We start from the raw sequence: 26161 nt of genomic DNA on the forward strand, positions 1-26161 counted from the left end.
TCTTTAGCGCTATCTGGTAAAATACCCATTTCCTCACCCAACGGGAGCTGCCGTATATGGCCCACGAAGAACTGCACCTCAACCTTCGTAACCTGACCAATGATGACTACCCACAGCTCCAGCGGCTGATGGACAGGGTCTACGACGATATTGGCGGTGCCTGGCCAGAGGACACGATTGAGGCTCTGGTGCAGCAATTTCCGGATGGCCAGATCTGTATCGAGGAATCCGGTGACCTGGTGGCCGTGGCACTCACGGTGTGCGTCAAGTATGAGCGGTTCAGTAACCCGCACACTTACGACGACCTGATCCTGCGCAATGAAAAGATCTGGCACAACGCCAAAGGCGACTCGCTTTACGGTCTCGATGTGTTTATCCACCCGGACTATCGCGGCTACCGTCTGGGCCGGCGGCTTTACGAAGCCCGCAAGGAACTCTGCCGCTCGATGAACCTGCGCGCCATTCTGGCAGGTGGGCGGATTCCCGGGTATCACAAGTATTCAGACCAGCATTCCCCGGAAGAATACATCCAGCGAGTGGATCGCAAGGATATTTACGATCCGATCCTGAGCTTTCAGCTGTCCAACGACTTCCAGGTCACCCGGCTGATGCACAAATACCTGCCGGAAGACGAAAAATCCCTGGGATACGCGACACTTCTGGAGTGGAGGAACATCCTCTATACCCCGCCCTCGCCGGTGCTCAGCGTCAAAAAAACACAGGTGCGTTTGGGTGCGGTCCAGTGGCAGATGCGTGAGTTTACCTCCGTGGAAGAAGTGCTGGAGCAGGTGGAGTACTTTGTGGATGCACTCTCGGACTACAAGAGCGATTTCGCGCTGTTTCCAGAGTTCTTCAACGCACCGCTGATGGGCCTGACCGACCAGGTTGACCAGACGCGAGCCATTCGCTTTCTGGCAGGCTTTACCGAACAGTTCCGAAACCAGATGTCGGAAATGGCGGTCAGCTACAACATCAACATCATTACCGGCTCAATGCCGCTGCTCGAAAATGAACGGGTCTACAACGTGTCCTATCTTTGCCACCGCGACGGTCGGGTGGATGAGCAGCGCAAGATCCATATCACGCCCCACGAACGCCGTGACTGGGTCATCGAGGGCGGTGAAAAATTCCAGGTGTTTGACACCGACGCCGGCCGCGTGGCCATCATGATCTGTTACGACATCGAATTCCCTGAATTGGGGCGTCTGGCTGCCATTGAAGAGGTGGATATTATTCTGGTGCCGTTCTGGACGGACACCAAGAACGGCTACCTCCGGGTCCGACACTGTGCCCAGGCGCGTGCGATTGAAAATGAGTGTTACGTCGTGATCACCGGTAGCGTAGGCAACCTTCCGAAGGTTGAGAACCTGGATGTCCAGTACGCCCAGTCCTCTGTATTTTCACCGTCGGACTTTGCCTTCCCCCACGATGCAGTAATGGCGGAAACAACGCCGAATACGGAAATGATCATGTTTTCGGATATGGATCTGGAAAAGCTGAAGCTGGTGCGCAATGAAGGCTCCGTGACCAACCTGAAAGACCGGCGCACGGATATTTACGAACTCAACACCCTACAAACAGGCCAAAATAGTAAAAGCAGTTGATGAACCGCCTGAGAGCTCTATCGTATGACACTGAACACGTTGCCAAACTGACAGAGTGTGGCTATTGTTCAACCATATACTTTAAGGAATATCCCCTCGGGGTGTCATCTGGACGCCCTCGGGGTGCCTATAGAGATCATTTTTAGATGAACGAAGCACTGCCGGATCTTGTCGCACATTTTCACATCAAGCGTGGTCTGTTCCGCCGGGAGCGTGTGCAGGCCGCGATTTTCGGTCTGGATCACTTCGGATGTGTGATGAAGACGGACAAGATATTCAACCCCGGTGATACGGTTATTCTGGATCTCGTGATGGAGATGCCGTTTGACGACATCAGGGCGGATGGCATCACCGGCCTTGTGACGGAGCGCAGGAAGCACTGTAGCAATTTCTTCTATTCCGTTGATTTTATAGAACTCAATGACAACCGCTCGTCTGCTCTGACCGAAAAACTCAGGCGCATTCGGGAGGTGGTAATCAAGAAACAGACGCTGAAGTCCAGACGTTCCTCGGGGCCCGCCTCCAGCATTCGGCAATTGGCCTGAACCCACCCATGCCCCTGCATCAACTCGCACTTTTAGGAGAAAGTCCTCATGGCGAAGAAAGCCAACAAGCAAAGCGTTGATAAAGTCGTCAAGAAAGTGAACAAAGAGTTCGATAAAACATCATCACAAATCGAAAAGCTGATCAACGACGCCCTCAAACAGTTCGACAGCCTGCAAAACCAGATTCAGGAACCCGTCCGCAAGCTGTTAAAGGAAGTGGATGAGCTTCGTGATCGTGAAATGAAACGTTTTAACGAAGAATTTGAACGTCGCCTGGGTGAATTTCACGATTTGCAAAACAATATACTGGACCGTCTTGGTATCGCCAGCAAGGAAGCCAGCGAAGAAGCGAAGAAGGTTACGGACCAGGCCGCCAAGAAGGCGACTACCACCTCCAAAGGCAAGTCTGCTCCGAAAAAAACCACCGCCAGTAAGGCTGCGGCTAAAAAACCGGCCGCCAAGAAGCCCGCCACACCAAAAGCGGCAACTGCCAAGAAAGCCGCCAAGCCCAAAGCGAGCGCAGCCGCCAAAAGTCCGGCAGCAGCCACTAAAGCCGCTCCCAAGAAAGCCACCGCGGCCGCGAGGAAGCCAGCTGCAACGAAGCGAACTCCGAAGCCGAAGGACAAGAGCGACCTGACCCAGGTTAAAGGTATTGGGCCAGCCACTGCCCGTAAAATGAAGGACGCAGGTATTACCTCGGTTGATCAGATCGCCAATCCGTCTGACGCGGACAAAGAAAAGCTTCAGGCATTTTCAAGCGTGAAAGGCTTTAACACCTTCAGCGACGAAGCCAAGAAAGTTATTTAATGCAACAATCCGAACAGCCTGTTTTACGGGACATTGTCCTGATTGGCGGCGGACACAGCCACGTTGGTGTTCTCAAACGTTTTGCCATGAACCCCGTGCCTGGTGTCCGCCTTACCCTCATCTGCAGGGATACCCACACACCCTACTCCGGCATGCTGCCCGGATACGTGGCTGGGCATTATTCCTACGACGACGTACATATCGACCTCAGTAAACTGGCCGAATTCGCGGGCGCGCGCTTCTACCGCGATGAGGTTATTGGCATCGACCGCGGTCGAAAGCGGATAATCTGCCGTTCCCGGCCGGACGTGCCCTACGACATTTTGTCGGTGAATATCGGCTCTGCTCCCAAGTTAGGTGATGTCAGCGGAGCTGCTGAGCATGCAGTGCCCGTCAAGCCTATTAACGGATTCAATAATCGCTGGCTGTCATTGCTGTCGCGGCTTGAAAACCATGACGGCCCGATGACCGTTGCTGTGGTCGGTGCGGGTGCGGGTGGCGTTGAGCTCACACTGGCCATGCAGTTCCGGCTACGAAATGAGCTCGAGAAACGCGGCCACGACCCGGACCAGCTGCACTTCCATCTGTTTGATGCAGACCAGCAGATCCTGCCTACCCACAACGCCAAGGTGCGTGCGGTATTCGCAGAAACGCTCGCAAACCGTGGGGTGAAGGTTCACCTGGGATCCGCCGTCTCAGAGGTGGCAGCCAATCGTTTGACCACGGAATCCGGCGACACCCTGTCGGTTGACGAAGTGCTCTGGGTCACCCGTGCCGGCGGCCCCGAGTGGCTGCGGGACACTGGCCTGACCTTGGACGACGGTGGCTTTATCCGGGTGACGGACACCCTGCAGACAGAGACCGACGACGATATCTTTGCCGCCGGTGACATTGCCAACGTGGTAAATTATCCCCGGGAAAAAGCGGGCGTATTTGCCGTTCGTCAGGGCCGCCCGCTGGCGGACAACCTCCGCCGCCATGCCCTCGGAAAGCCGGCGAAGCCATTCCGGCCGCAGAAAAAATGGCTGGCGCTGATCAGTACCGGCGACAAATTTGCCGTGGCCTCCCGGGGTGACCTGTCTTTGGCTGGCTCTTGGGTCTGGCGCTGGAAAAACAGCATTGACAGACGTTTCATGGCGAAATTCAATGATCTTCCCGCCATGGAAGAGAATGCCGCCCTTCCCGACACTGGCGCCGCACAAAACCCTGAGGAAGCCTCACAGGCCATCTCCGCAGTAGCCATGCGTTGCGGTGGCTGCGGTGCCAAGGTCGGCAGTACCGTGCTGTCGCGGGCGCTGGGAGAGCTACGACCAATAGAGCGTGACGACATCCTGATTGGCCTACATGCACCGGACGACGCCGCCGTACTGACCGTCCCACCCGGAAAGGCGGTGGTTCACACCGTCGATTTTTTCCGCGCCTTTATTGACGACCCCTATGTGTTTGGCCGGGTGGCCGCCAATCACGCGCTGGGCGACGTGTTTGCCATGGGCGCCGAAGCTCAGAGTGCCACCGCCGTTGCGACCGTGCCCTACGGCATAGAGTCCAAGGTGGAAGACGTGGTTTACCAGATGATGTCCGGCGCCGTGGAAGTGCTGAATGAAGCTGGCTGCGCGTTGGTGGGCGGCCATACGGGCGAAGGCCGCGAGTTGGCACTGGGGTTTGCAGTCAACGGACTGATTGATCCGGATGACGTCATGAGTAAGGGAGGCCTGCGGGCCGGAGACGTTCTGCTGCTGACCAAGCCGATCGGCACCGGGACGCTGTTCGCGGCCCACGCCAAACTGGTTGCAAAAGGCCGCTGGATTGATTCCGCCCTGGCCTCCATGATGCAGTCCAACAAGGACGCGGCACAGTGCCTGCGCCGATATGGGTCACGAGCCTGCACCGACGTAACCGGTTTCGGTTTGCTTGGCCATCTTGTTGAGATGACTCGCCCCTCCGGCGTTGATGCGGAGCTGGATCTCACGGCAATACCGATTTTGCCTGGCGCTGAGGAAACTGCGGCAGCAGGCATCCTCAGTTCCTTGCAGCCGGCCAATATTCGTCTGCGGCGTGGCATTCGTGACCAGGAAAAGTGGGTCAACCACCCGCGTTACCCGTTGATCTTCGACCCGCAGACGGCCGGTGGCCTTCTCGCCAGCGTACCGGCCGACCAGGCCGACGCCTGTATCAGCGAACTGAAAGCAATGGGCTATCCCCACACCGCCATTATAGGGCGGGTGTTGCCCCAGGACGAAAGCGGGCCTATTGAGCCGATCACGCTTCGCGACTGAGCCTGGCGCGCTCCGCCACGGCCCGATCCATAGCTGCCAATAAGGCAGCCTGTTCGGCCTCTGGGGTAAAGTTGCTGGCGAGCTTAACAACACGATCAGCCAATTCCTCGAGGAATTCGGGGGATTGTTCCGCCCGCTGTAAAATCCTGGCGAGATCGGTATCGTCGCCCACACTGAAGTAGCCCGGATAGTCATCGCCCAGAAGGCCGACATTGCCGGAGATATCCGACGCAATAACCGGGAGGCCAGCACGGCATGCTTCCGACACCACATTGGCGCCGCCTTCCATGATCGAACTGATCACCATGGCCCGGGATCGCAGCATTAATTGTTGGATGGTTGGCTTATCGACTTCACCCAGCCATTTAAAACGAGGGTTGGCTGCCTGCTCGGCCAATGCGTTATTCTCCCACTCTGGTGAATGCGCCCTGCCAGCGTTGATAATGCGAATCGCCGATGTCTCGGGTAAGTGTCTTGCGGCCAACGCCGCTCTGAGAGGATCTTTTTCATCCCGCAGATGGCCAATAACGCAAATGCCAAATTTACTGTTGTCAACGATGGCCCGGCCTTTGGGCTGTTCGGCCGACTGCAGTACAGTGACCAGTTTGACGGCAAATCGCTCGGGAATGTCGCGAGCGACCCGGTGATGAAGCCCGATCAGGCAATCGGCCAGCGCCATGGAGTTGAAGGTTGGTTCGGGGTATCGGTATTGGTGGTCGTAGATGTCGGTACCTGTCAGCACCACGATCAATGGTGTATCTGGATGGTGGTCGCGAATACGCGCTACCGCGTCGCTGCTTCTCCAGGCATGCAATGCGATAAACAGGTCGGCAGGCTGGCTACTGTACTCGGTGAGGATGAACACCTGATGCCTGGCCTGCTCGAGCAAATGGCTCCACCGCTCCGCCGTAGCCCGGTTACCGGCCCTGGAGCCAACTCGTGCAGGTGTTATGATCGCTATTTTCATGGCAGCGGGTTTCCGTAAAATTTTCAGCTTTGAGTCGGTATCCATAACCTGTTTGGATAACGGAATCGTATAGATGTTCAGAGTTAGCGTAAATCACGGTATTCTGATGGACCTTGAGCGTTTGTTCGTGATCTGCTCCTGCTAAATCCAATCCCAACTACAAGGGAATTCAAATGGCATTGAATCTCATACGGAAATTGATGGTTTCCAGCCTGTTCTGTTTCGGCGCAGCGTCTGCCTCGGCCGAAACATTCGTTTTCACGGCAATTCCCGACGAAGACGAGACAAAGCTGGTTGAGCGTTTTCGCGGTGTTGCCGATTACCTTTCAAGTGAATTGGACGTAGACGTGCGCTACATTCCTGTGAAGTCCTATGCCGCTGCCGTCTCCGCATTCCGCAACAACCAGGTTCAACTGGCGTGGTTTGGCGGGCTGTCCGGCGTTCAGGCCCGCCGTCTGGTTCCGGGCTCCGAGGCCATTGCCCAGGGTGTTGAGGACCAGGCCTTCGAGACCTATTTCATCGCCAACACCAGCACCGGAATTGAGCCAGCGGATGAGCTCGCCTCCCTGGAGGAAGACCTGCAGGATAAAACCTTTACCTTCGGCTCCAAAGGCTCCACATCGGGCCGCCTGATGCCCGAGTTCTATATCCGCGAGACCTTCGGCGAGCAGCCGGACAAGTTTTTCTCGCGTGTTGGCTTTAGCGGCAACCACACCCGTACACTGCGCCTGGTTGAAGCAGGCACCTACGAGGTCGGCGCCCTGAACTTCCAGGTATGGGAGAAGGAACTCGCAGGCGGCAATATCGACACCGGCGCGGTGCAGGTGATCTGGAAGACTCCTGCCTACCCGGACTACCAGTGGACCATTCGTGGCGATGTGAACGAACGCTTCGGTGAAGGCTTCAAGCAGCGTGTAACGGAAGCCCTGCTCAACCTTGATGACCAGGCGCTCCTCGAAAGCTTCCCTCGTTCCGGGTTCATCCCGGCCTCCAACGATGATTACGAGCCCATCAGCAAGACCGCAGAAGAGATCGGAATCCTCGATTGATGGCGGGATTCGACTTATCAGGCCTCACAGCCTCGTTTGGAGGGGAGCGGGTAATCGGCCCGCTCTCCCTCAAAGTCAAGGCGGGTGAACAGGTTGCCCTGGTGGGTAAAAGCGGGGCGGGAAAATCGACCCTGATGCGCTTGATCCATCAGCATGTCAACCGCAATTCGTCCCTTGTACCTCAGGAACTGGGCCTGGTGAATGCATTACCGGTGTTCCACAACGTGTTTATGGGGCAGCTCGATCAGCATGGCAACTGGTACAACACGGTTACCCTGATGAGGCCATTCTCGCGGGACAAGGACAAGGTACGGGAGTTGCTTAAAGCGCTGGGCATGGCAGAAAAACTGTGGATACCCACGGCGTCGCTGTCCGGTGGCCAGCGCCAGCGAGTGGCGATTGCCCGTGCGCTTTATCGCAGTGCGCCCCTGCTGCTGGCTGACGAGCCAATTTCTGCCCTTGATGGACCGATGGCGCATCAAGTGATGCAATTGCTGAAAGATCGCTTTTCAGCCAGCGTGTTTGCACTTCATGATGTTGATATGGCCCTCGCTTACTGTAATCGTATCGTTGGCATTCAGGACGGCCAGATAGCACTCGACGAACCGGCAGAACGTCTGGTCGCGTCGGACATCATGTCTCTCTATTAGCGAAGCCGATCCGTTTCATGTTCCAGTCGCCAACCGTCCGAACGAGCTTTATTTTCCTGGCCATTGCGCTGGTTGGATTGTTGTTTGCCGACATTGCGATCACTGCCTCCAATCCCTGGCGTGATCTCGGTAATTTCTTTTTCGGTGTCGTAACGCCGAACTTCTTCAGCAACGAAGGCCTGATGACGGCCCTGCTGAGAACCGTATCGTTTGCCTTTGTGGGTGTTGCTCTCGGAAGTATCAGCGGCTTCCTTCTGGCGCTTGTTTATCGCTGGCTGCCGGTTCGTATTCTGTGCGCGTTTGTGCGCGCGATACACGAGCTGTTCTGGGCGCTTATTTTCCTGCAGTTTTTCGGCTTCCACCCGCTGACAGGCGTTCTAGCCATCGCGATCCCCTACGCCGGTATCTTCGCCAAGGTCTATTCGGAAATCCTGGAAGAAGCCGACCCCGAACCTGGTCGCCTGTTGCCGCCACGTACGGGCGTCATTTCTGCCTTTCTTTACACCAAAATACCGGATTGCTGGGTGCAACTGCGAACCTACACCGCTTACCGACTGGAGTGTGGTCTGCGCTCCAGTGCCATCCTTGGCTTTGTTGGCTTGCCAACCCTCGGTTTCTACCTCGAATCGGCCTTCTCACAAGGCCACTATTCCGATGCCGGCGCCATGCTGATCCTGTTCTACGTGCTGATAGCCACCATGCCCCTCTGGGTCAAGCCGAAGCTGTTGCCCGCTTATATCCTCGGCGCCCCGTTTTTTCTGGGCGAAGGCCTTCCGATTGTCTGGAGTAACGTCGGCCGGTTTTTCACCCAGGACATTGTGCCGTCACCACTGCGGGGAGAAGAAGGCTGGGCCGGCATGGGCGCGTGGCTGGGGGACATGTTTATCAATCAGGCCATGCCTGGCATCTGGAACACGGTAATCCTCACCCAGGTAGCCCTGGTTGCAACCGGGATCATTGCACTGCTGGCCTTCCCGTTGATTTCCACTCATTTCGGTGGGCCGGTGCGCCGCACGTCCGGGCATGTCTTCCTGGTGATCATGCGGTCCACGCCGGAATACATCCTGGCGTATATCCTTTTGCAACTGTGGGGACCGTCCATGTTGCCCGCCGTCGTCGCGTTGGCGTTGCATAATGGGGGCATCATAGGCCATTTGATTGGCCGGCAGTCCAGCACCATCCGGTTACGCCCGGATGCGCCGAATGGTCTTAATCGATATACCTACGAACTGGTGCCCAGGGTCTATCGGTCATTCCTGGCGTTCCTGTTCTATCGCTGGGAAATCATCATGCGGGAGACCGCCATCCTCGGCATACTGGGCATCTACACTCTGGGTTTCTATGTCGACAGCGCCATTCAGAACATCCAGTTTGATCGCGCCATGGTGCTGATCCTGATCACCGCATCGCTGAATATTGGTGTCGATGTGCTGGGCCGCTTTATCCGCAGGAAACTTGCCCTGCAGACCATGCCCACCTGCTAGCTTGCCTACCGCGTCACAGTTCCACGGATTCCTGCCGCTTTTGGCCCGGCTTCCCTTCGTGCCCGAGATACATTTGGTTACACTCGGAATAACGAATGCAACAATCTCCACCAGAACACCGCTCGGACGGATTTGAACAGGGTTTGAGCAAGAGGGAACACCTATGATTAGCAGCTTTATTATGCTGTTCGAAGTCGGGCTGATTGCACTGCTGCTTTTACTGGTTTTTCGCATGCTGACGCTGGCCCGAAACGATCCGTTCGTGCCGGCTTCCGTGGTGACAATGGTGGCCGGCCACCAACATTCAGCCCAGCCTCCACTACCAGAGGTTCAACAGAAACGCTCCGTTGCTGCTCCGCAACCAACCCGAACGCCCCCTTTAAACACGTGTGGGCTGATCACCCAATTGCATATCCTGATGAGTCTTCAGGACCGGGATTGCCGGGAACACGGGCTAAATCTGGAAAGCGCAGCCCATGCGGTTCGGGAATACGCCGTCGCCTGGTTGTACGGCGCTGCCTGCGCCCTGTGTGAAAAGCCGCAGCGGCATTCAGATGCGCTGCTTACCCTGGTGAGCAAACTGGCCAGCCGAAAAATCGGCCTACGGCAGCCCGAAGCCGTCCAGGCGCTATCGACCATGACCGGCAGCTCAACCCTGTTAGCCTGTTTCAGAAGTGGTGTAAGCGGCGCAGAGCACTGGAGCGGGCATCGCTATGTTCCCGAGGAACACAGCCTTTACTCAGCCGTTACTTCAAACGCCTTTATCTAACGTGTAACAGGAACACCCGCTCAACGGCGGGTCTCGGGGCGGGTAACGGGGTCTTCCAGCGTCCAGTCAACGCCGAGGTTCACGGCTTCTGCGGTATCCGGCTTATCGACAGGGCTCCCTGCGACCTCTGGACGGGAAAAGCACCCGTCGTCCAGACGTTCCATCGACTCCACATCCACGGAACGCACCACGTAGCTGTTGCCATTGCTGATGACCCTGGTGCGATGGCTGAGCCCAAAGATGAAACGGCAATAATCCAGTTTGAGCTGAAGCAGATCCTGTTCCGCTTTCTGAATTTTCCTTAACAGGACTTTCTGTACGCTATCGCCATAATCCATATGTTCTTCCCTGGACGATGTGTGGTGGTCTGCTGATTTTACACAATCCTGACACACTGTCATCCCATCGTCAGACGCGGTCCTTGGCTACAAAGGTCAGTTTTACGGGCATCGCGAAGGCGTGATCCATACCGGCCTGAAGGTCGATCCGCCAGGTCATGTTTGGGTCCGTGGTGCAGAAAGGTGCGGTAAACCGTGCCTCCCAGATTTGGCCCTTACCATCGGGCGACATCCCCGCTTTGGTCATGGGAACAGGGTACTCCCCCAGGTACATGGACTCTCCCCGCAGCACGGCCAACATCCGGGGCTGATTCCTATCGGTCTTTACCGTTAGGTGGTATTCCGTGCCCTGGGCCTGAACTCCGCTTTTTTGCAACCGCGCCTGCCAGCTCTGGCCCTCTTGTGCCCAATGGCACGTCTTATTGAGGAGATTGCAATCAACCGTGCCCTGATCGGCCTCCCCGGCGTCTTCAGACATCAACCAACGCGGCCCAAAAATGCCCAACGTAACCACGCCGGCAATGGCAAGCACAGCAACAAGCGCTCTCAACAGATCCACTCCTCCACAATTAAGGCGGCATTATGGGGATAATCGCTGACAAGGCAAAGCTTTCTATATCATCACCGGTCATGAGAAAATACCGCGCTTTGATTCACCACCAACAGGACAAGCCAGTGCAACCGGACATCTCCGTCAAGCACCTCAACAAAGTCTATGCGGATGGTTTCAGGGCCCTCAACGACATCAACCTCGACATCGAGCGGGGAGAGATCTTCGCCCTGCTCGGCCCGAACGGCGCCGGCAAGACCACACTGATCAGCATTATCTGTGGCATTGTGAACCTCTCCGACGGCGAAGTGAACGCTGCCGGCTATGACATCGTGAAGGATTATCGCAAAGCCCGTGAGAGCATTGGCCTGGTTCCCCAGGAGCTCAACACCGACGCCTTCGAAACCGTCTGGGACGCCGTTTCCTTCAGCCGGGGCCTGTTCGGCAAGGCGCCCGCACCGGATCATATCGAGAAGGTCCTGAAAGACCTGTCGCTGTGGGACAAACGCAATAACCGTATCATGTCCCTTTCCGGTGGCATGAAGCGTCGCGTGATGATTGCCAAGGCGCTGTCCCATGAGCCACGCATCCTCTTCCTTGACGAGCCCACCGCCGGTGTCGACGTGGAGTTGCGCAGGGACATGTGGGAAATGGTGCGCAAGCTGCGGGAAAACGGCGTCACCATCATCCTCACCACTCACTACATCGAAGAAGCGGAGGAGATGGCCGATCGCATCGGCGTTATCCGCCAAGGCGAGATTATCCTGGTCGAGGACAAGTCCCGGCTTATGAGCAAGCTGGGCAAGAAAGAGCTTCGCCTGCACCTGCAGAACCCGTTGGAGAAGATCCCCGGCACACTCACGCTGGAGCCGGTAGACCTTTCCGATGATGGCTACGAGCTGATCTACACCTTCGACTCCCAGCAGGAGCAGGCTGGCGTAGCACGGCTGCTGCGAACGCTGGGTGACCTGGGCATCGAATACCGGGATCTTCAGACCAGGGAAAGCTCCCTGGAAGAGATTTTTGTTGGCCTGGTGCATGAATAAAACCAACCGGTATGCGGGAGTAACGCAATGAACCTTTACGGTGTCCGAGCAATCTACAACTTTGAAATGGCCCGCATGCGCCGCACCCTTATGCAGAGTGTCGCCTCGCCGGTGATTTCCACCTCACTGTACTTCGTGGTGTTTGGCTCCGCCATTGGCAGCCGCATGGGCGACATCGACAACATCAGCTACGGTGCCTACATCATTCCCGGCCTGGTGATGCTGTCGCTGCTGATGCAGAGCATTTCCAATGCCTCGTTTGGCATCTATATGCCGAAGTTCTCCGGCACGATTTACGAGCTCCTGTCGGCACCGGTCTCCTATCTGGAGGTCGTTCTCGGCTATGTCGGTGCCGCCGCCACCAAGTCGGTCATACTCGGCGTCATCATACTGATTACGGCCAAACTGTTCGTTGATTATGACGTACTGCACCCTTTCTGGATGTTCGCCTTCCTGGTGCTCACCTCCATTACCTTCAGCCTGTTCGGTTTTATCATCGGCATCTGGGCGGACGGATTTGAAAAACTGCAGATTGTTCCGCTGATGATCGTGACACCGCTGGTGTTTCTCGGGGGCACCTTCTACTCCATCGAAATGCTGCCGGAGATCTGGCAGACCATCAGCCTGTTCAACCCTGTGGTGTACCTGATCAGCGGCTTCCGCTGGGCGTTCTACGGCGTGTCTGACGTGCATGTGGGTATCAGCGTGGGTATGACACTGCTGTTCCTGACGGCGTGCATGGTTGCGGTGTGGTGGATCTTCAAGACCGGCTACCGGCTGCGGTCGTGAAAGCCCTGTTGGTTTGCCTGGCGCTGTTATTCTCCGGTTGCCTGGCAGCAGTCCCGGATAACGACGCCTTGCCGGTGGAACAGGTTTGCCTGATCTCCGCCGACAAGGCGGTACCTATCACGGTTGAAGTGGCGCGCACGTCAGCCGAACGTAGCCGCGGACTGATGGGCAGGGAGATGCTGGCGCCAAACGCCGGCATGCTGTTCGTCTACAACAACCAGCGCCGGGCCGACCACGGCTTCTGGATGTACCGCACGCTGATTCCACTGGATATTGCCTATCTGGACCGTGACGGCGTCATCGGCGCCATTCGCCATATGGTGCCCTGCCCGTCGGACCAGGGCCGGGACTGCCCCACCTATGAAGCCGGCGTCCCGTTTTATCGGGCCCTGGAAATGAATCAGGGCTATTTCGAAAGCCAGGGCATTGGCGTGGGAGATCAGCTCTCCCGGAAACCATCAGACTGCCGCTAGCCGCCCTACTCGTCCTTCCATTCCGGTTTGCGCTTGTCCAGAAACGCGCAGATGCCTTCGTGGGCATCGGCTGCCTGCAGGTTCTTCGCCATCACTTCCGACGTAAAGCCGTAGGCGTCTGCCAGCCCCATCTCCAGTTGTTGATAGAACGCTTCCTTGCCGATTTTAAGGGTATGGCCGGATTTGCCAGCGATGGTCGCGGCCAGGCGGTAGACGGTTTCATCGAGCACCTGTTCATTCACCACCCGATTCACCAGCCCGATCTGCTCTGCCCTAAGTGCGTCGACCATCTCTCCGGTTAACAGCATTTCCATGGCCTGCTTGCGTGAGACGTTTCGGGACAACGCCACCATCGGCGTGGAACAGAACAGGCCGATGTTCACGCCCGGCGTGGCAAAACGCGCGGTATCCGCCGCTACCGCGAGGTCGCAACTGGCCACCAGCTGGCAACCGGCAGCGGTCGCCACGCCAGCCACACGGGCGATCACCGGTTTCGGCAGGTTCACAATCTGCTGCATCACCTTGCTGCACTGGTTGAACAGTTTCAGCTGGAACTCATGGCTGTCGAGCTGGCCGCGAATTTCCCGCAGGTCGTGTCCAGCACAGAACACTTGCCCTGCGGCCGCAATCACCACCACCCGCGTGTCCTTGTCACCCGAAACAGATTCCAATTCGGCGGAAAGCGCTTCCAGCATGGCCATGGACAGGCTATTGCGGCGCTCCGGCTGGTTCAGTGTGAGCGTGGTGATTCCGTTTTCGGAGTATTTTTTTACCAACACCTCGGTTTGCTCGGTCATCATGCCCCCTACCTCGTTTTCCTGATGTATCCTTTATCCCATGAGAGATACAAAGAAACAACGCCGGGAACTGGAAAAGCAACTCACCGAAGCCTCCTCCTACAAGCACTGGCTCGCCACCGCCACAAACCTGGATGAACTGGAGGGAACACTGGCGTGGCGGGAAGAGGATGGCTGCGAACTGCTCCACGAAGCCCTGATTCGCGACCACATCACGGCCATGAAACGCTGCCGCGACAAAGGCGATACCCGAGCGCTGACGCGGGTACTGCAGGAAAGCCTTTATCGCCACCTGGGTGAGATTGGCAACCCTGACCTCTACGCCATCGCCTGGAGCGGTACCAAAGTTCTGGTCAGTGAGTTCCTTGATGAAGTGGAACGTTCCATGAACTTCATCTGCGACAACCCCATGCCGGGCGTATCCGACCAACAAAAGCTGCGCCTGTTCCGGGATGCCGAGCGAGTGTATGGCCGCCCGGCGCTTATGTTGAGTGGTGGCGCCGCCTTCGGTATCTATCATATTGGTGTCACCCGCGCACTTTGGCAGGAAGGCCTGCTTCCCGACGTGATTGCCGGCTCCAGCATGGGGGCGATTGTCGCCGGCGCCATCTGTACCCGCAACAATCGCGAGCTCGAACGCTTTTTCAACGAACCCGGGGAGATCCACCTGGATGCCTTTCGCTGGCTCGAACCCAAACGCATCTGGCGAAAGCGTCATGCCATGGACCAGTTCCAGCTGCTCCACCACATTCGCACCAACATCGGCCGTACCAGCTTTCAGGAAGCGGCTGAACGAAGTGGCCGCACCCTGAATATCTCCGTATCGCCGACCCGCACTCGCCAGAAACCCCGCCTGCTGAACAATCTGGCTTCGCCGGAGGTGCTGGTGGATTCCGCCATCCTGGCATCCTGTGCTGTGCCTGGCATCTATCCGCCGGTAACGCTCCAGGCCAGGGACAAGGATAGGGGTGACAACGGGGGCAAGCCCTATATGCCCACGGAGCGCTGGATCGACGGCAGCGTTCATGGCGACCTGCCGCTGATGCGCATGGCGCGGCTGCACAACGTTAATCGCACCATTGTCAGCCAGGCGAATCCCCACGTGTTGCCCTTTATCAGCCATCACCACCAGCGCGGCCCGGGCGCCTCTGCCAAACAGGCTGCCGCATCGCTGATGCACGCCCAGGTAGCGACAACGCTTCAGCTCACCCGCAACAGCTGGTCATCAACGGTACTGCGGCCTTTACTGGAGCAGGCCCACGCCATGGCCACGCAGACCTACCTGGGGCACATCAACATACAGTTCCCGTTCAAGCCGCTGCTGTATCGCAAGATATTGTCCAACCCCAACAAGGAAGACCTGGAAATGTTCATCCGGCTTGGAGAACAGGCTACCTGGCCGAGAATGGCCATGATTCGAGATCAGACACGCATCAGCCGCACCTTCAGCGACTGCATCACCCGGCTTGAGAAAGCCTGCGCCGCCAACGACAACGCAGCGGAGTAGCGGCTTGCAGACGACGCGACTCAAAGGCCTGACCATTGCCGCACTGGGTGTGCTGTTCATCGTTCCGGACGCCCTGCTGGTCAAGATCACCTCCGTGGAGCCGGTGGTGTTTCTGTTCTGGCGCGGGCTGCTGCTGGCGTTCAGCTTCCTGGTGATCAGTTCGGTACGCTATCGCGCCCGCCTGGGGGCTGAGATCCGTCGATGCGGCTGGAAAGGGGTGTTCTGCGCAGTCGCCTTCGGGTTAAGCCAACTGGGTTTTGTGATGGGCATGAAGAACACCGCCGCTGGCAACGTACTGGTCATCCTCAACACCTCACCGGTCATTGCCGCACTCATCGCCTGGCTGGTCTGGAAAGAAGCCCTGCCGTGGCGAACCTGGGTGGTCATCCTCGTCTGCGTGGCGGGCGCCACCCTGATGGCCCTGGGCGAGTGGGGCCGTGGTGACCCGTTAGGGCTGATTATGGCGGGCGTTGCGGCGACCGCTCTGGCGCTGAATCTCAACGTGGCACGCTCAAAGCCGGACAGCGATATGAGCCTTGTACTGATGTTCGGCGCGCTGCTCGTTGCCGGCGCCGCAGCCCTGGCGGGCGGCGCAGTGATGCTCTCACCCAGGGATGCCGTATTCATCGGCCTGCTCTGCCTGTTCTTCCTGCCGGTGGCCTGCGTGCTCATCCAGATTGGCCCGCGTTACATTCCGGCCGCAGAAGTCAGCCTGATGCTGTTACTGGAAACCATACTGGGCTCTTTCCTGGTGTGGCTGTTCCTCGGCGAGGTTCCCACCACCCTGAGCCTGATCGGCGGCGCCATTGTCTTCTCCGCATTGATGATCCACGGCTGGATCGAGGTACAACGGTATCGGCAAACCCGTTCGGCCTGACGCATCCGTTGATGTACGGACATTCCCCGCCGATTTGTAAGCCACCCAAGACTCCGGGCGGCAAAAACTGGATAATGGCCTTCCGGCTTTTGAAAGCCCGCTCAATTCTGCAAACCCGGTACGCTGTTCATGGAAATCAAAGTTAATTTTCTCGAAAACCTCAGGCTTGAAGCCAAGTTTGACGATTTCACCGTGGTCACGGACCAGCCCATTCGCTACAAAGGCGACGGCTCGGCCCCCAGCCCGTTCGATTATTTCCTGGCGTCATCGGCGCTCTGTGCGGCGTACTTTGTGCGGGTTTACTGCAAGGCGCGGGACATTCCCACGGAAAACATCCGCCTGTCGCAGAACAACATTGTCGACCCGGAAAACCGCTACAACCAGATTTTCAGAATTGAGGTGGAACTGCCGGAAAACATTTCCGACAAGGACCGCCAGGGTATCCTGCGCTCGATTGACCGCTGCACCGTGAAAAAAGTGGTGCAGACCGGCCCCGAATTCCAGATTGAAACCGTCGAAAACCTCGACGAAGACGCCCAGGCCCTGCTGATGGCCCCGGAAGGTGACACCAGCACCTACATCGAGGGCAAGGACCTCCCGCTGGAACAGACCATCGCCAACATGAGCGGTATACTGGCGGACTTGGGCATGAAGATCGAAATCGCCTCCTGGCGGAACATCGTGCCCCACGTATGGTCGCTGCACATTCGCGATGCCGCCTCCCCGATGTGCTTCACCAACGGCAAGGGTTCTACCAAGGAAAGCGCACTGTGCTCGGCATTGGGTGAATTCATCGAACGCCTGAGCTGCAACTTCTTCTACAATGACCAGTTCTTCGGCGAAGACATCGCCAACAGCGATTTCGTCCACTACCCCAACGAAAAATGGTTCAAGCCAGGGCCGGACGACGAGCTGCCCGACGGCATCCTAGATGACCACTGTCTGGCCATCTACAACCCGGAAGGCGAACTCTGCGGGTCCAACCTGATCGACACCAATTCTGGCAAGATCGAACGGGGCATCGTGTCGTTACCGTTCGTACGCCAGTCCGACGGCGAAACGGTGTATTTCCCCTCCAACCTGATCGAGAACCTGTTCCTCAGCAACGGCATGAGCGCGGGCAACACCCTGCCAGAAGCCCAGGTACAGTGCCTGTCTGAAATCTTCGAGCGCGCCGTCAAGAAGCAGATCATTGAAGAGAAAATGGCGCTGCCGGACGTGCCGCAGAGTGTGCTGGATAAATACCCGCACATTGTTGAGGGCATCAATGCTCTGGAAGCACAGGGATTCCCGATCCTGGTGAAAGATGCCTCCCTGGGCGGCCAATTCCCGGTTATGTGCGTGACACTGATGAACCCGCGAAACGGCGGCGTGTTCGCCTCTTTCGGCGCGCATCCGAGTTTCGAGGTGGCGCTGGAACGCAGCCTGACCGAACTGCTGCAGGGCCGCAGCTTTGAAAACCTCAACGACGTACCGGCGCCCACCTTTAGCACCCAGGCAGTGACGGAGCCCAACAACTTTGTCGAGCACTTTATCGATTCCACGGGCGTGGTGTCCTGGCGGTTCTTCAGCGCCAAATCCGACCTGGAGTTCTGCGAATGGAACTTCTCCGGTACCAACGAAGAAGAGACCAGCACCCTGTTCGGCATTCTGGAAGACCTTGGTAAAGAAGTGTACGTGGCGACCCATGAAGACCTGGGCGCGCCGGTATGCCGCATCCTGGTGCCCGGCTATTCTGAGGTCTACCCGGTAGAGGATCTGGTGTGGGATAACACCAACATGGCGCTGGACTACCGCGAGGATATCCTCAACCTCCACGCCCTCAGCGATGATCAGTTAGCCGACCTGGCCGAGCGCCTGGAAGCCAGCCAGCTCGACAACTACATGACCATAATCAGCCTGATTGGCATCGAGTTTGACGAAAACACCGTCTGGGGCCAGCTCACCATTCTGGAACTGAAACTGCTGATTTGCCTGGCCCTGCAATGGCACGAAGAAGCCCAGGAATTTGTCGACATGTTCCTGCAGTTCAACGACAACACCGTGGAACGCAACCTGTTCTACCGCGCCGTGAACACCGTTCTGGAAATCACCCTGAGCGACGAACTGGAACTGCCCGATTACCTACCCAACCTGCAGCGCATGTTCGGCGATGACACCATGGCCGCCGTGGTTGGCTCAGTCAGCGGCGAAGTACGCTTCCATGGCCTGACACCCACAAGCATGCAGCTGGAAGGTCTGGAGAAGCATCAGCGGTTGGTTGATAGCTATAAGAAGTTACATGCTGCCCGCGCCGTGAAGGCCGGCTTGAGACAAGCCGAATAATATTCACAGGCTTGAACCCCCGAAGGCATGGAAGCCTTCGGGCAATGGCTCACCCCAGAAAAGTAATCCTGCAGCCTCAGTGGATCAGCTACAGGTCGCCGTGAACTCTCCCCACAAACCGCCCCTGCATTCGTGAAATTACTTGAAGTGACCTGTCATCGCTGAAGACAACCAAGATGAAGCTGGCTTTATTGTTCTTACAAATCATTGACCGACACCCGCTAATTCATTATTGATATATTGTTATAACTTTTTGTGAGTTACGATATCGGCATGACTTCTCATCAGAAAATCAGGAGGCATTCCGATGCGTCGACCGATGGTTACTGCCTTTTTTGAGGAGGCGAGCAAAACGTTCAGTTACGTTGTGAGGGATCCGGAAAGCACAGCCTGCGCCATCATCGATTCAGTCAAGGACTTCGACTATGCCGCAGGACATACAAGTGTGCACTCGGCCAACGCTATCGCAGATTTCGTCCAGCACGAAGAACTAACAGTAGAGTGGATTCTGGAAACCCACGTTCACGCCGATCACTTGTCCGCCGCACCATACCTCAACGAAAAATTCGGGGGCCGCATCGGCATTGGCACGAACATCAAAAAGGTGCAGCACATTTTCGGGAAGGTATTCAACGCCGGTACTGAATTTGCTCGCGACGGCAGTCAGTTCGACCAGTTGTTCGAGGATGGCGATACCTTTGCTATCGGCAGCCTTGAAGCAAGGGTACTGCATACCCCCGGACACACCCCGGCATGTCTAACCTATGTAATCGGCGATGCCGCCTTCGTTGGCGATACGTTGTTCATGCCGGATTACGGTACCGCACGGTGTGACTTCCCGGGAGGTAATGCACGTGCCCTTTATCGCTCGATTCAGAGAGTCTTGGCTCTGCCGCCGAAGACACGCCTGTTTCTGTGTCACGACTACAAGGCACCAGACCGCGAATACTATCAGCACGAAACCACAGTTGCAGAACAGGCCGCTAACAACATCCACGTCCATAAAGGGATAAGTGAGGATGAGTTTGTAAAGATGCGCACCGAACGTGACGACACACTCGCAATGCCGCGTCTGCTCCTTCCGTCAATCCAGGTGAACATGAATGCTGGCCAGATGCTCTTCACCGAGAATGAAGATCAAGCCTATCTAAAGATACCCATTAATCGCTTCTGAACCACTCGTCAGGAGATTTTATGAACATCAGAGTACCCAAGTGTTCTAACTGCCCACGTAATGAAGCTGCTTAAACGTTGTTCCCCATAACGCATTGGCTACCCCACTAAGGGCGCGACGTTTTCAACAGTGATGTACTGGCTTCTAAGAAGTCCTTAAAGGAGACAAAATGTGAACACGATGGCAAATCTCTCCGGATTGGCTGGCGGTGTATTTATCGGTCTGTCGGCCGTGTTGCTGATGGCAACCATCGGGCGCATCGCCGGGATAAGCGGTATTGTTTCTGGCTTATTGTTGGAGCGTCCTACTGGTGATTCCGCCTGGCGATTGGCCTTTTTGCTCGGCCTGGTCAGCGGGCCGCTCGCCCTGGTGATCCTGAAACTTGATCTGGGCAATGTCGCGGCAGAGCCCGACGCGATCATTGGTGCGCCTGCGGGTGATGTAGGGTTGATGCTCCTGGCGGGGCTACTGGTCGGAATTGGCACAGGAATCGGTGGTGGCTGCACCAGTGGCCACGGTGTCTGCGGCTTGGCGCGCTTGTCCCACCGGTCACTGATCGCAACCCTGACCTTTCTTCTGGTCGCCATGGCCACGGTTTACTTGGTTCGTCACCAGATAGGAGGTGGTGTATGAAAGTACTCATAGGCTACCTTGCCGGACTATTGTTCGGTCTTGGTTTGGCGATTGGAGGCATGACCGACCCCGCTCGGGTACTGAATTTTCTCGATGTTTCCGGCGCCTGGGATCCAACCTTACTATTCGTCCTGGGCGGTGCGGTGGTTACCACCTTTATTGGTTATCAGCTGGCTTTTAAACGATCGAATCCGTTGTTCACGGAGAAATTTCAATTGCCCACACGCCGTGATCTGGACGGGCGACTGATGGGCGGTGCAGCGCTGTTCGGTATCGGCTGGGGATTATCAGGATATTGTCCGGGGCCAGCCTTCGCCTCCATGGCGGGTTTAACCACTCCCCTGGCTGCCATGCTGGTGGCGATGGTGGCCGGCTGGTGGCTCGCAAGGCGCTTTTCCACCCAATAAACAGATCGGCGTAAAGCCAATTCGGCTTCTTGCTTTTGAATTGGTGCCCGGAGCCGGAATCGAACCGGCACGACCGTGAGGTCGAGAGATTTTAAGTTATTAGAGCCCTTCTTTTAAGAAATTGGATTAAGTTTTAATAAACCTGATAAAACAATGAATTATAGGTTCTTTCTAGAAATCACTGTTTGCGGTTGTTTGAAGAAATCCGCTAGAATTTGACCGATTTTGTCTACATAGTGTCTACATGAGGACACAAGAGACTGTCGACGATGACTAGTGGAGGCGCATCAGTGAGGATCACAAAAGGTTTCGTAGATAAGGTTCCCCTGCCCGACGTTGGCAAAGATGGCAAAGGCACACAGGCCTTTTATCGGGACTCCGCCATCGCGGGGTTTGGTCTACGGGTGACGAGTGCCGGGGCCAAATCCTTCATTGTCGAAAAACGGATTGATGGCCGTGTCAAACGGAAGACCCTCGGCCGTTATGGCAACCTGACCGTCGAACAGGCGCGCAAGGAAGCGATGAAGTTTCTGGGCAAGGTCGCCAGCGGCGGTGATCCGATCCGGGAAGTCAGCGAGAAACGGGCCCAACGCATTACCCTCAAAGACGCCTTTGACGACTACCTGACCACCCGAAAAAGCCTCAAACCGAACACCCTGAACGACTACCAGCGCTCCATTCGTGAGATGTTCAAGGACTGGCAGAGCAGAGCCCTCAAGGACATCAGCCGGGATATGGTGCTCAGTCGCCATGCGGAATACGGTCAACGCAGTCCCGCTCGGGCCGATAACGGGATGCGGATTCTGAGGGCGGTGTTCAACCACGCCCTGCAACGGTACCAGGACGCCTCCGGAAAGCCCTTTCTGGTGGCGAATCCTGTAAATGTCCTGAGTCACCAGCGCGCCTGGTACAAGGTCGAGCGCCGGCAAAGCCTCATCAAAGATCACCAGCTCAAGGCCTGGTACGATGCGACCATGCAACTGAACAGGCAAACCACGCGGGATTACTTGCACCTCGTTTTGCTGACCGGCCTTCGACGCACGGAGGCCGCCACCCTTACCTGGGATCAGGTGGACTTCAAAGACAAGACGTTAACCATCCCGGACACCAAGAACGGGCGGGTTCATCGCCTGCCCTTCAGTGATGCCATCGAAGCTCTGTTGGATCGCCGTCATAAAGCTCAGGAAAGCCCCTATGTTTTCCCAAGCGACGCCGAACGTGGCCACCTGTCCGAGCCGCGTACTGCGATCAAGCGGGTGTGCGCCTTGTCCGGTGTGACCTTCACCCTGCACGATCTGAGACGCACCTTCATTACGGCCGCAGAACGTCTCGACATTCCGGCCTATGCGCTCAAGCGCCTGATGAACCACAAAGACCCGAACGACGTGACAGACGGTTACATCATCTTTGATGTAGAACGTTTACGCTTGCCTATGCAAAAAATCACGGACTTTTTTGAAGCTCAGTTCAAATTGGACGATCATGCTCAAGCCCAACATTCGTCGTCGCAGCTCCCTGATGAACTCAGACCAAACGGATAGAGATACAACTAACGGAAGGCGAGAAAACATCATGTCTGATGAGTGCGACAAAACAACTGAAGAACTCAGAACGCAAGTCTTCGAGCTTTTAGGCCGGTGTGTGCTGAACCTTCAAAAATACGAACTTGGAATGAAAGGTTTTCTTTCAGTATTGGAGATGGAAGGTACCCCTGAGACCTGGCAAACAAATCTCCATAAGCGACAGTCCCATTACAGCAGTAAGACCCTTGGTCAGTTGATAGGTGACTTTACCGGTAGTCATATATCGTCCGAGAGTGGCAATGAGTCGGAGTCGGAAATAGACGATTCGCTACTTCCGACGGATGCAGTTCATTTTAAGACAAAATTTAGCATTGTCGCAGGCGGAGACGACTATCAGACATTACTAGATGATTTGACCTACCTGGTCGAAACGAGAAATGAGCTTGTGCATCATTTCCTTCAGCGCTTTCCTTTGGACGATCAAGATTCCTGTCTGCAGGCTATCGACCACCTTGAAACCGTACGAATAATGCTCAAGTCCCATATGGAACGGCTCCAAAGTTGGGACCAAGCAAGGCTAGGAGGTATGTCCGCACTGAAGGATTTCCTCCACTCGCCGCAGTTCACCGCATGGATCAAGTTTGGCTTTATCCCCGGAGAAGATATTGACTGGCCCAGCGCCAGTGTCGTCGAGGAATTGAAGCGCGCAGAATCCAGGCTTAGTAAAAACGGGTGGACTGACCTGACGCTCGCCATTGAAGCTATTAAGAATCGGAACCCTGACCTTACTCCCGAAGCGCACGGGTGCGTCAGTTGGCCAAACCTGCTCCATACCTCGAGGCTCTTTGATATTCGCCGGGAGCGGGGTCAAGGAGCGACATCCATTACGTATTTCAGAAGCCGGTAACCGCATCCTTCAACTGCAGCTTGGACCTAGTCAAGTTGCTCACATCTTCGAACTCTAAGGACAATTCGATGCTGCATCCCGACATTGACCACCTGAGCGTCTGGGAAGTCGCCCATCGGTGGCACGATCAGGACCCGAATAATTCAGATCCGAGCGCTCTACCCCTGCCTGTTCAGGACATGCTCCGGACGATTACACGAATGCAATACCGGCACGAGATTCAGGTTTGCAATGAGAACGGGATCGTCTTGAAGGATGAAAGAACCCTCGTCGATTTCGAGCACTACGTTGATTTCGAGTCATCCATCACTGAAGAAACAACTCACGAAGAGATCAATGAGAATACTGGAGAACCCATGACCGTCAATGTATCGACGACTTATGAGGATCCAGAAAACCCGTTGACCGACGATGAGCGCTGGGAACGGTATCAGGAATTCTCGGAGAGATGGTTAAGGCGACATGAAACCGCTACTAAGAATTTCCCAAGCTGTTTTAACAACCGCATCTTTGAGCGCGAAATACTCGATCGGGTCCATATCGACAAGAACAGTGTTTGCGAGCTGTGCGAGATTCTCAAGCTACCACTTCCCTCCTTCTGGTTTACTGAGGTTGAGCGTCAGGAGCATCAGAACAAACTGGCTGACGAAACCAGTGACGATGAAAAGGATGAATTGCCGGGCCGGGTCAAACAAGACCAGATCGACAAATTTTGGTCCAAGCTCGCCGACAAGCAAAAGCATCGGGTTTTATGCCGGGAAATCGCCCAAGAACTTTGGAAAGAGTCTCCGGATCTCAGTATTGCCGAAATATGCAAGCACGACGCAATCCGACGTTTTGGCGGTGGGCGTTATTACACCAAACCAGACACCTTGCGGGATTGGGTTAAGGATCTGGACCCCAGGCCAGAGGCGAGCAAGAAAGGTGGCAGGCCCCGATCAACCTAAAACTACCCGTCTAGAATCAGAAACTCCCCGTCTGAGCCAGGCGGGAATATTTACCCTCCCCGGTTAACGTCAAAGTGTCTCCCACAGCAACCAGTTCTGTTGGAGACACGCAATGTCCAAAGCACTTCTTACCACCACAGAGGCCGCCGAATTTCTCGGCGTCAGCAAGGCATTCCTTGAACGCGACCGCTGGGCCGGAGCACGCGTTCAGTTCATCAAGATTGGAAGTCGGGCCGTTCGTTATCGACTGTCCGACCTTGAGGAATACATTGAGCAGCAAATACGACACTCCACTTCGGAGGTCGCCTGATGGTTACCCGGACCGTTACCTTAACGGTCAGGGTATCCGTTAACGAACCACCTGGCAGACCCGCCAACCCAATTCCCGTTAACGGCTTTGAACCGTCCCTGTGCCCGTTAACGGATACGCCTCGGCCTTATAGGTTCAGGTTCGTTTCGTTAACAGGTACAACCCGAGTCCCGGACACCCTATTAGGTTCACCGTACCTGCCGCACCCCCTGCTAAATAAGGGGTACGAACCTATAAGGTACAGGTACGAGGGCCCCGCCTCTTCTCCCTGCCATCTAACCAATAGAATCGACCGACTGCAGACAGTCACCGGGAAGCACTCATGACTGCAACGCTTCCGGTCGGACCGTTTAATTGGTTAAAAAACGAGGGCCGCCCTTTCACCCTGGGCGACATTCGGTCCCGAAAGATGTTGCGGACCGTCGAGAACAAGCATCCTCACCTCAAGCAAAGAATCTTCAACCGATATCTTCGCATCGCCGACAGCGCCACCTACCATCAGGCGGACATTTGGCTTGAGGGTCTATTGGACCGATTACATCTGCATGATGACCTGGGCGGCTTAAAAGCCGATTCCCCTTTTGAGCTGTTCCGGTCATTTTCGGAAAAAATATCTCAACGGCTGGAGCGAGACTTTACCGGTCACGCCGTAGCGGTTAACGGAAAAGAAGCTCTCAACCTGTTGATCCGGGAAACAGAAAGGGCCGGGATGGAATTTCCTGTTGATCCCGCAGAGCTCACCAACAAAGAGAAGGTCATTCCAGGAGTCGCTCGTGTTTTTGACCCCGTCTGGTGGCGCCGAAAACTCAGAAAAAAGGCCTATCTGAACTCCGAAAGCGTTTATCGGGAGCTGGGATTGGTTTCCGATGCCTCGAATATTTACATCAGCGAATACAATTTCCGCCGTTACCTCACAGCTCAAGCGAGCAATGAGGAACTTTTGACGCTACTTACGGCTGAAAACCAGTTTGGTTATTCCGCGACCCTCGCCACCTTGAAAGAAAAGTCCGTCAGCAATCCAAGAAACCGCCGCAACGAGACGATGATGAGAATCGGTGGACTGGAAGATTACTCGAATGAACATGGACATGTTGGCGTGTTCTATACCCTCACCTGTCCGTCCAAATATCACGCAACTCACCGGAACGGACAGGCTAACGCTAAATTCAAAGGTGCTTCCCCGCTCGACGCGCAGAAATACTTGAATCGCGTATGGGCTCGTGTGCGCGCTGCTCTTAAACGGGAAGGCATTGAATGGTATGGCATTCGGTGTCAACGCCGGTTTAAAAGTGACCCACTTATTGGCAATATCGCCGGTTGAAAACTGACCCACCCTTGGCGTTTAAGTGTTGGTTAATAGATCCTGGCTGCTGGCTGAGATCGGTGCGATACCCGCCATTTTCTTGT

At 55.9% G+C, this 26161-nt stretch carries 26 protein-coding genes; 22 read left to right on the forward strand and 4 right to left on the reverse strand.

Features of this window, described 5'->3' with window-relative positions; translation table 11 throughout:
• Nucleotides 1–56 precede the first annotated feature (56 nt).
• From AC13D2_RS09290 to selD, 4 genes are all read left to right on the forward strand, one after another.
• Nucleotides 57–1604 (forward strand): bifunctional GNAT family N-acetyltransferase/carbon-nitrogen hydrolase family protein, encoded by a 1548-nt coding sequence (locus AC13D2_RS09290; RefSeq protein ID WP_292047272.1) that lies wholly within the window; start codon nucleotides 57–59, stop codon nucleotides 1602–1604.
• A 146-nt stretch (nucleotides 1605–1750) separates the two neighbouring features.
• Entirely contained in the window at nucleotides 1751–2149 is a 399-nt protein-coding gene (locus AC13D2_RS09295) for a hypothetical protein (protein ID WP_482938521.1), read from the forward strand.
• A 48-nt stretch (nucleotides 2150–2197) separates the two neighbouring features.
• Nucleotides 2198–2956, forward strand: a complete 759-nt coding sequence (locus AC13D2_RS09300) for a helix-hairpin-helix domain-containing protein (protein ID WP_292047274.1) — start codon at nucleotides 2198–2200, stop codon at nucleotides 2954–2956.
• A complete protein-coding gene (selD, locus tag AC13D2_RS09305; RefSeq protein WP_482938522.1) occupies nucleotides 2956–5232 on the forward strand; it encodes a selenide, water dikinase SelD in 2277 nt (758 codons plus the stop codon). Before AC13D2_RS09300 ends, selD begins: the two co-directional genes overlap by 1 nt.
• Here selD and senB read toward each other — a convergent pair.
• On the reverse strand, nucleotides 5216–6199 hold the full coding sequence (gene senB, locus AC13D2_RS09310) for a selenoneine biosynthesis selenosugar synthase SenB (RefSeq protein WP_482938523.1): 984 nt from the start codon (nucleotides 6197–6199) through the stop codon (nucleotides 5216–5218). The two genes, selD and senB, sit on opposite strands and share 17 nt — an antisense overlap.
• A gap of 173 nt (nucleotides 6200–6372) precedes the next feature.
• Here senB and AC13D2_RS09315 point away from each other — a divergent pair, with 173 nt between their 5' ends.
• The 4 genes from AC13D2_RS09315 to AC13D2_RS09330 all read left to right on the forward strand — a co-directional run bounded on the left by AC13D2_RS09315 (nucleotide 6373) and on the right by AC13D2_RS09330 (nucleotide 10151).
• A complete protein-coding gene (locus AC13D2_RS09315; RefSeq protein ID WP_300498169.1) occupies nucleotides 6373–7248 on the forward strand; it encodes a putative selenate ABC transporter substrate-binding protein in 876 nt (291 codons plus the stop codon).
• Entirely contained in the window at nucleotides 7248–7898 is a 651-nt protein-coding gene (locus AC13D2_RS09320; protein WP_292047279.1) for a phosphonate ABC transporter ATP-binding protein, read from the forward strand. Before AC13D2_RS09315 ends, AC13D2_RS09320 begins: the two co-directional genes overlap by 1 nt.
• Before the next feature lie 17 nt (nucleotides 7899–7915).
• Entirely contained in the window at nucleotides 7916–9382 is a 1467-nt protein-coding gene (locus AC13D2_RS09325; RefSeq protein ID WP_482938524.1) for a PhnE/PtxC family ABC transporter permease, read from the forward strand.
• Nucleotides 9383–9545: 163 nt separating this feature from the next.
• Nucleotides 9546–10151 carry a hypothetical protein gene (locus AC13D2_RS09330; RefSeq protein ID WP_292047281.1) on the forward strand — a complete coding sequence of 202 codons (606 nt, stop codon included), beginning with the start codon at nucleotides 9546–9548 and terminating at the stop codon, nucleotides 10149–10151.
• Nucleotides 10152–10171: 20 nt separating this feature from the next.
• On the opposite strand, the gene AC13D2_RS09335 is transcribed toward AC13D2_RS09330, so the two are convergent.
• Nucleotides 10172–10489 (reverse strand): hypothetical protein, encoded by a 318-nt coding sequence (locus tag AC13D2_RS09335; protein ID WP_292047282.1) that lies wholly within the window; start codon nucleotides 10487–10489, stop codon nucleotides 10172–10174.
• A 70-nt stretch (nucleotides 10490–10559) separates the two neighbouring features.
• Nucleotides 10560–11048: a hypothetical protein gene (locus AC13D2_RS09340; protein WP_420388811.1), complete on the reverse strand. Its 489-nt coding sequence runs from the start codon at nucleotides 11046–11048 to the stop codon at nucleotides 10560–10562.
• A 116-nt stretch (nucleotides 11049–11164) separates the two neighbouring features.
• Between AC13D2_RS09340 and AC13D2_RS09345 the strand changes: the two genes are divergently transcribed.
• Genes AC13D2_RS09345 through AC13D2_RS09355 form a run of 3 tightly spaced genes read left to right on the forward strand, consistent with a single transcriptional unit; the run spans nucleotide 11165 to nucleotide 13347 of the window.
• Nucleotides 11165–12085 (forward strand): ABC transporter ATP-binding protein, encoded by a 921-nt coding sequence (locus AC13D2_RS09345; RefSeq protein WP_292047317.1) that lies wholly within the window; start codon nucleotides 11165–11167, stop codon nucleotides 12083–12085.
• A 27-nt stretch (nucleotides 12086–12112) separates the two neighbouring features.
• A complete protein-coding gene (locus AC13D2_RS09350) occupies nucleotides 12113–12874 on the forward strand; it encodes an ABC transporter permease (RefSeq protein ID WP_007152138.1) in 762 nt (253 codons plus the stop codon).
• The gene (locus tag AC13D2_RS09355) at nucleotides 12838–13347 is read left to right on the forward strand and encodes a DUF192 domain-containing protein (protein WP_482938525.1); all 510 of its coding nucleotides are present in this window, start codon (nucleotides 12838–12840) and stop codon (nucleotides 13345–13347) included. The genes AC13D2_RS09350 and AC13D2_RS09355 overlap by 37 nt, the downstream gene beginning before the upstream one ends.
• A gap of 5 nt (nucleotides 13348–13352) precedes the next feature.
• Here AC13D2_RS09355 and AC13D2_RS09360 read toward each other — a convergent pair whose 3' ends face one another.
• Nucleotides 13353–14147, reverse strand: a complete 795-nt coding sequence (locus AC13D2_RS09360; RefSeq protein WP_482938526.1) for an enoyl-CoA hydratase — start codon at nucleotides 14145–14147, stop codon at nucleotides 13353–13355.
• Between the two features lie 37 nt (nucleotides 14148–14184).
• Here AC13D2_RS09360 and AC13D2_RS09365 point away from each other — a divergent pair, with 37 nt between their 5' ends.
• The 11 genes from AC13D2_RS09365 (at nucleotide 14185) to AC13D2_RS09415 (ending at nucleotide 26075) form a co-directional block, all read left to right on the forward strand.
• Nucleotides 14185–15651 (forward strand): patatin-like phospholipase family protein, encoded by a 1467-nt coding sequence (locus tag AC13D2_RS09365; protein WP_482938527.1) that lies wholly within the window; start codon nucleotides 14185–14187, stop codon nucleotides 15649–15651.
• 4 nt (nucleotides 15652–15655) lie between these two features.
• The gene (locus AC13D2_RS09370; RefSeq protein WP_036207342.1) at nucleotides 15656–16528 is read left to right on the forward strand and encodes a DMT family transporter; all 873 of its coding nucleotides are present in this window, start codon (nucleotides 15656–15658) and stop codon (nucleotides 16526–16528) included.
• Between the two features lie 129 nt (nucleotides 16529–16657).
• Nucleotides 16658–18853: an OsmC domain/YcaO domain-containing protein gene (locus tag AC13D2_RS09375; RefSeq protein WP_482938528.1), complete on the forward strand. Its 2196-nt coding sequence runs from the start codon at nucleotides 16658–16660 to the stop codon at nucleotides 18851–18853.
• Between the two features lie 307 nt (nucleotides 18854–19160).
• Nucleotides 19161–20027, forward strand: a complete 867-nt coding sequence (locus AC13D2_RS09380; RefSeq protein ID WP_482938529.1) for an MBL fold metallo-hydrolase — start codon at nucleotides 19161–19163, stop codon at nucleotides 20025–20027.
• A gap of 180 nt (nucleotides 20028–20207) precedes the next feature.
• Entirely contained in the window at nucleotides 20208–20660 is a 453-nt protein-coding gene (locus AC13D2_RS09385; RefSeq protein ID WP_206512176.1) for a YeeE/YedE family protein, read from the forward strand.
• Nucleotides 20657–21067: a DUF6691 family protein gene (locus tag AC13D2_RS09390; RefSeq protein WP_126812642.1), complete on the forward strand. Its 411-nt coding sequence runs from the start codon at nucleotides 20657–20659 to the stop codon at nucleotides 21065–21067. Before AC13D2_RS09385 ends, AC13D2_RS09390 begins: the two co-directional genes overlap by 4 nt.
• 290 nt (nucleotides 21068–21357) lie before the next feature.
• A complete protein-coding gene (locus AC13D2_RS09395; RefSeq protein WP_482938530.1) occupies nucleotides 21358–22608 on the forward strand; it encodes a tyrosine-type recombinase/integrase in 1251 nt (416 codons plus the stop codon).
• A 31-nt stretch (nucleotides 22609–22639) separates the two neighbouring features.
• Nucleotides 22640–23497, forward strand: a complete 858-nt coding sequence (locus AC13D2_RS09400) for an OST-HTH/LOTUS domain-containing protein (protein ID WP_482938531.1) — start codon at nucleotides 22640–22642, stop codon at nucleotides 23495–23497.
• A gap of 68 nt (nucleotides 23498–23565) precedes the next feature.
• Nucleotides 23566–24444, forward strand: a complete 879-nt coding sequence (locus AC13D2_RS09405) for a hypothetical protein (protein WP_482938532.1) — start codon at nucleotides 23566–23568, stop codon at nucleotides 24442–24444.
• A 112-nt stretch (nucleotides 24445–24556) separates the two neighbouring features.
• Nucleotides 24557–24754 (forward strand): helix-turn-helix transcriptional regulator, encoded by a 198-nt coding sequence (locus tag AC13D2_RS09410; RefSeq protein ID WP_219120076.1) that lies wholly within the window; start codon nucleotides 24557–24559, stop codon nucleotides 24752–24754.
• Nucleotides 24755–25076: 322 nt separating this feature from the next.
• The gene (locus AC13D2_RS09415) at nucleotides 25077–26075 is read left to right on the forward strand and encodes a replication endonuclease (protein ID WP_482938533.1); all 999 of its coding nucleotides are present in this window, start codon (nucleotides 25077–25079) and stop codon (nucleotides 26073–26075) included.
• Nucleotides 26076–26161: the final 86 nt, after the last annotated feature.

Source organism: Marinobacter sp. B-12 (assembly GCF_056857915.1).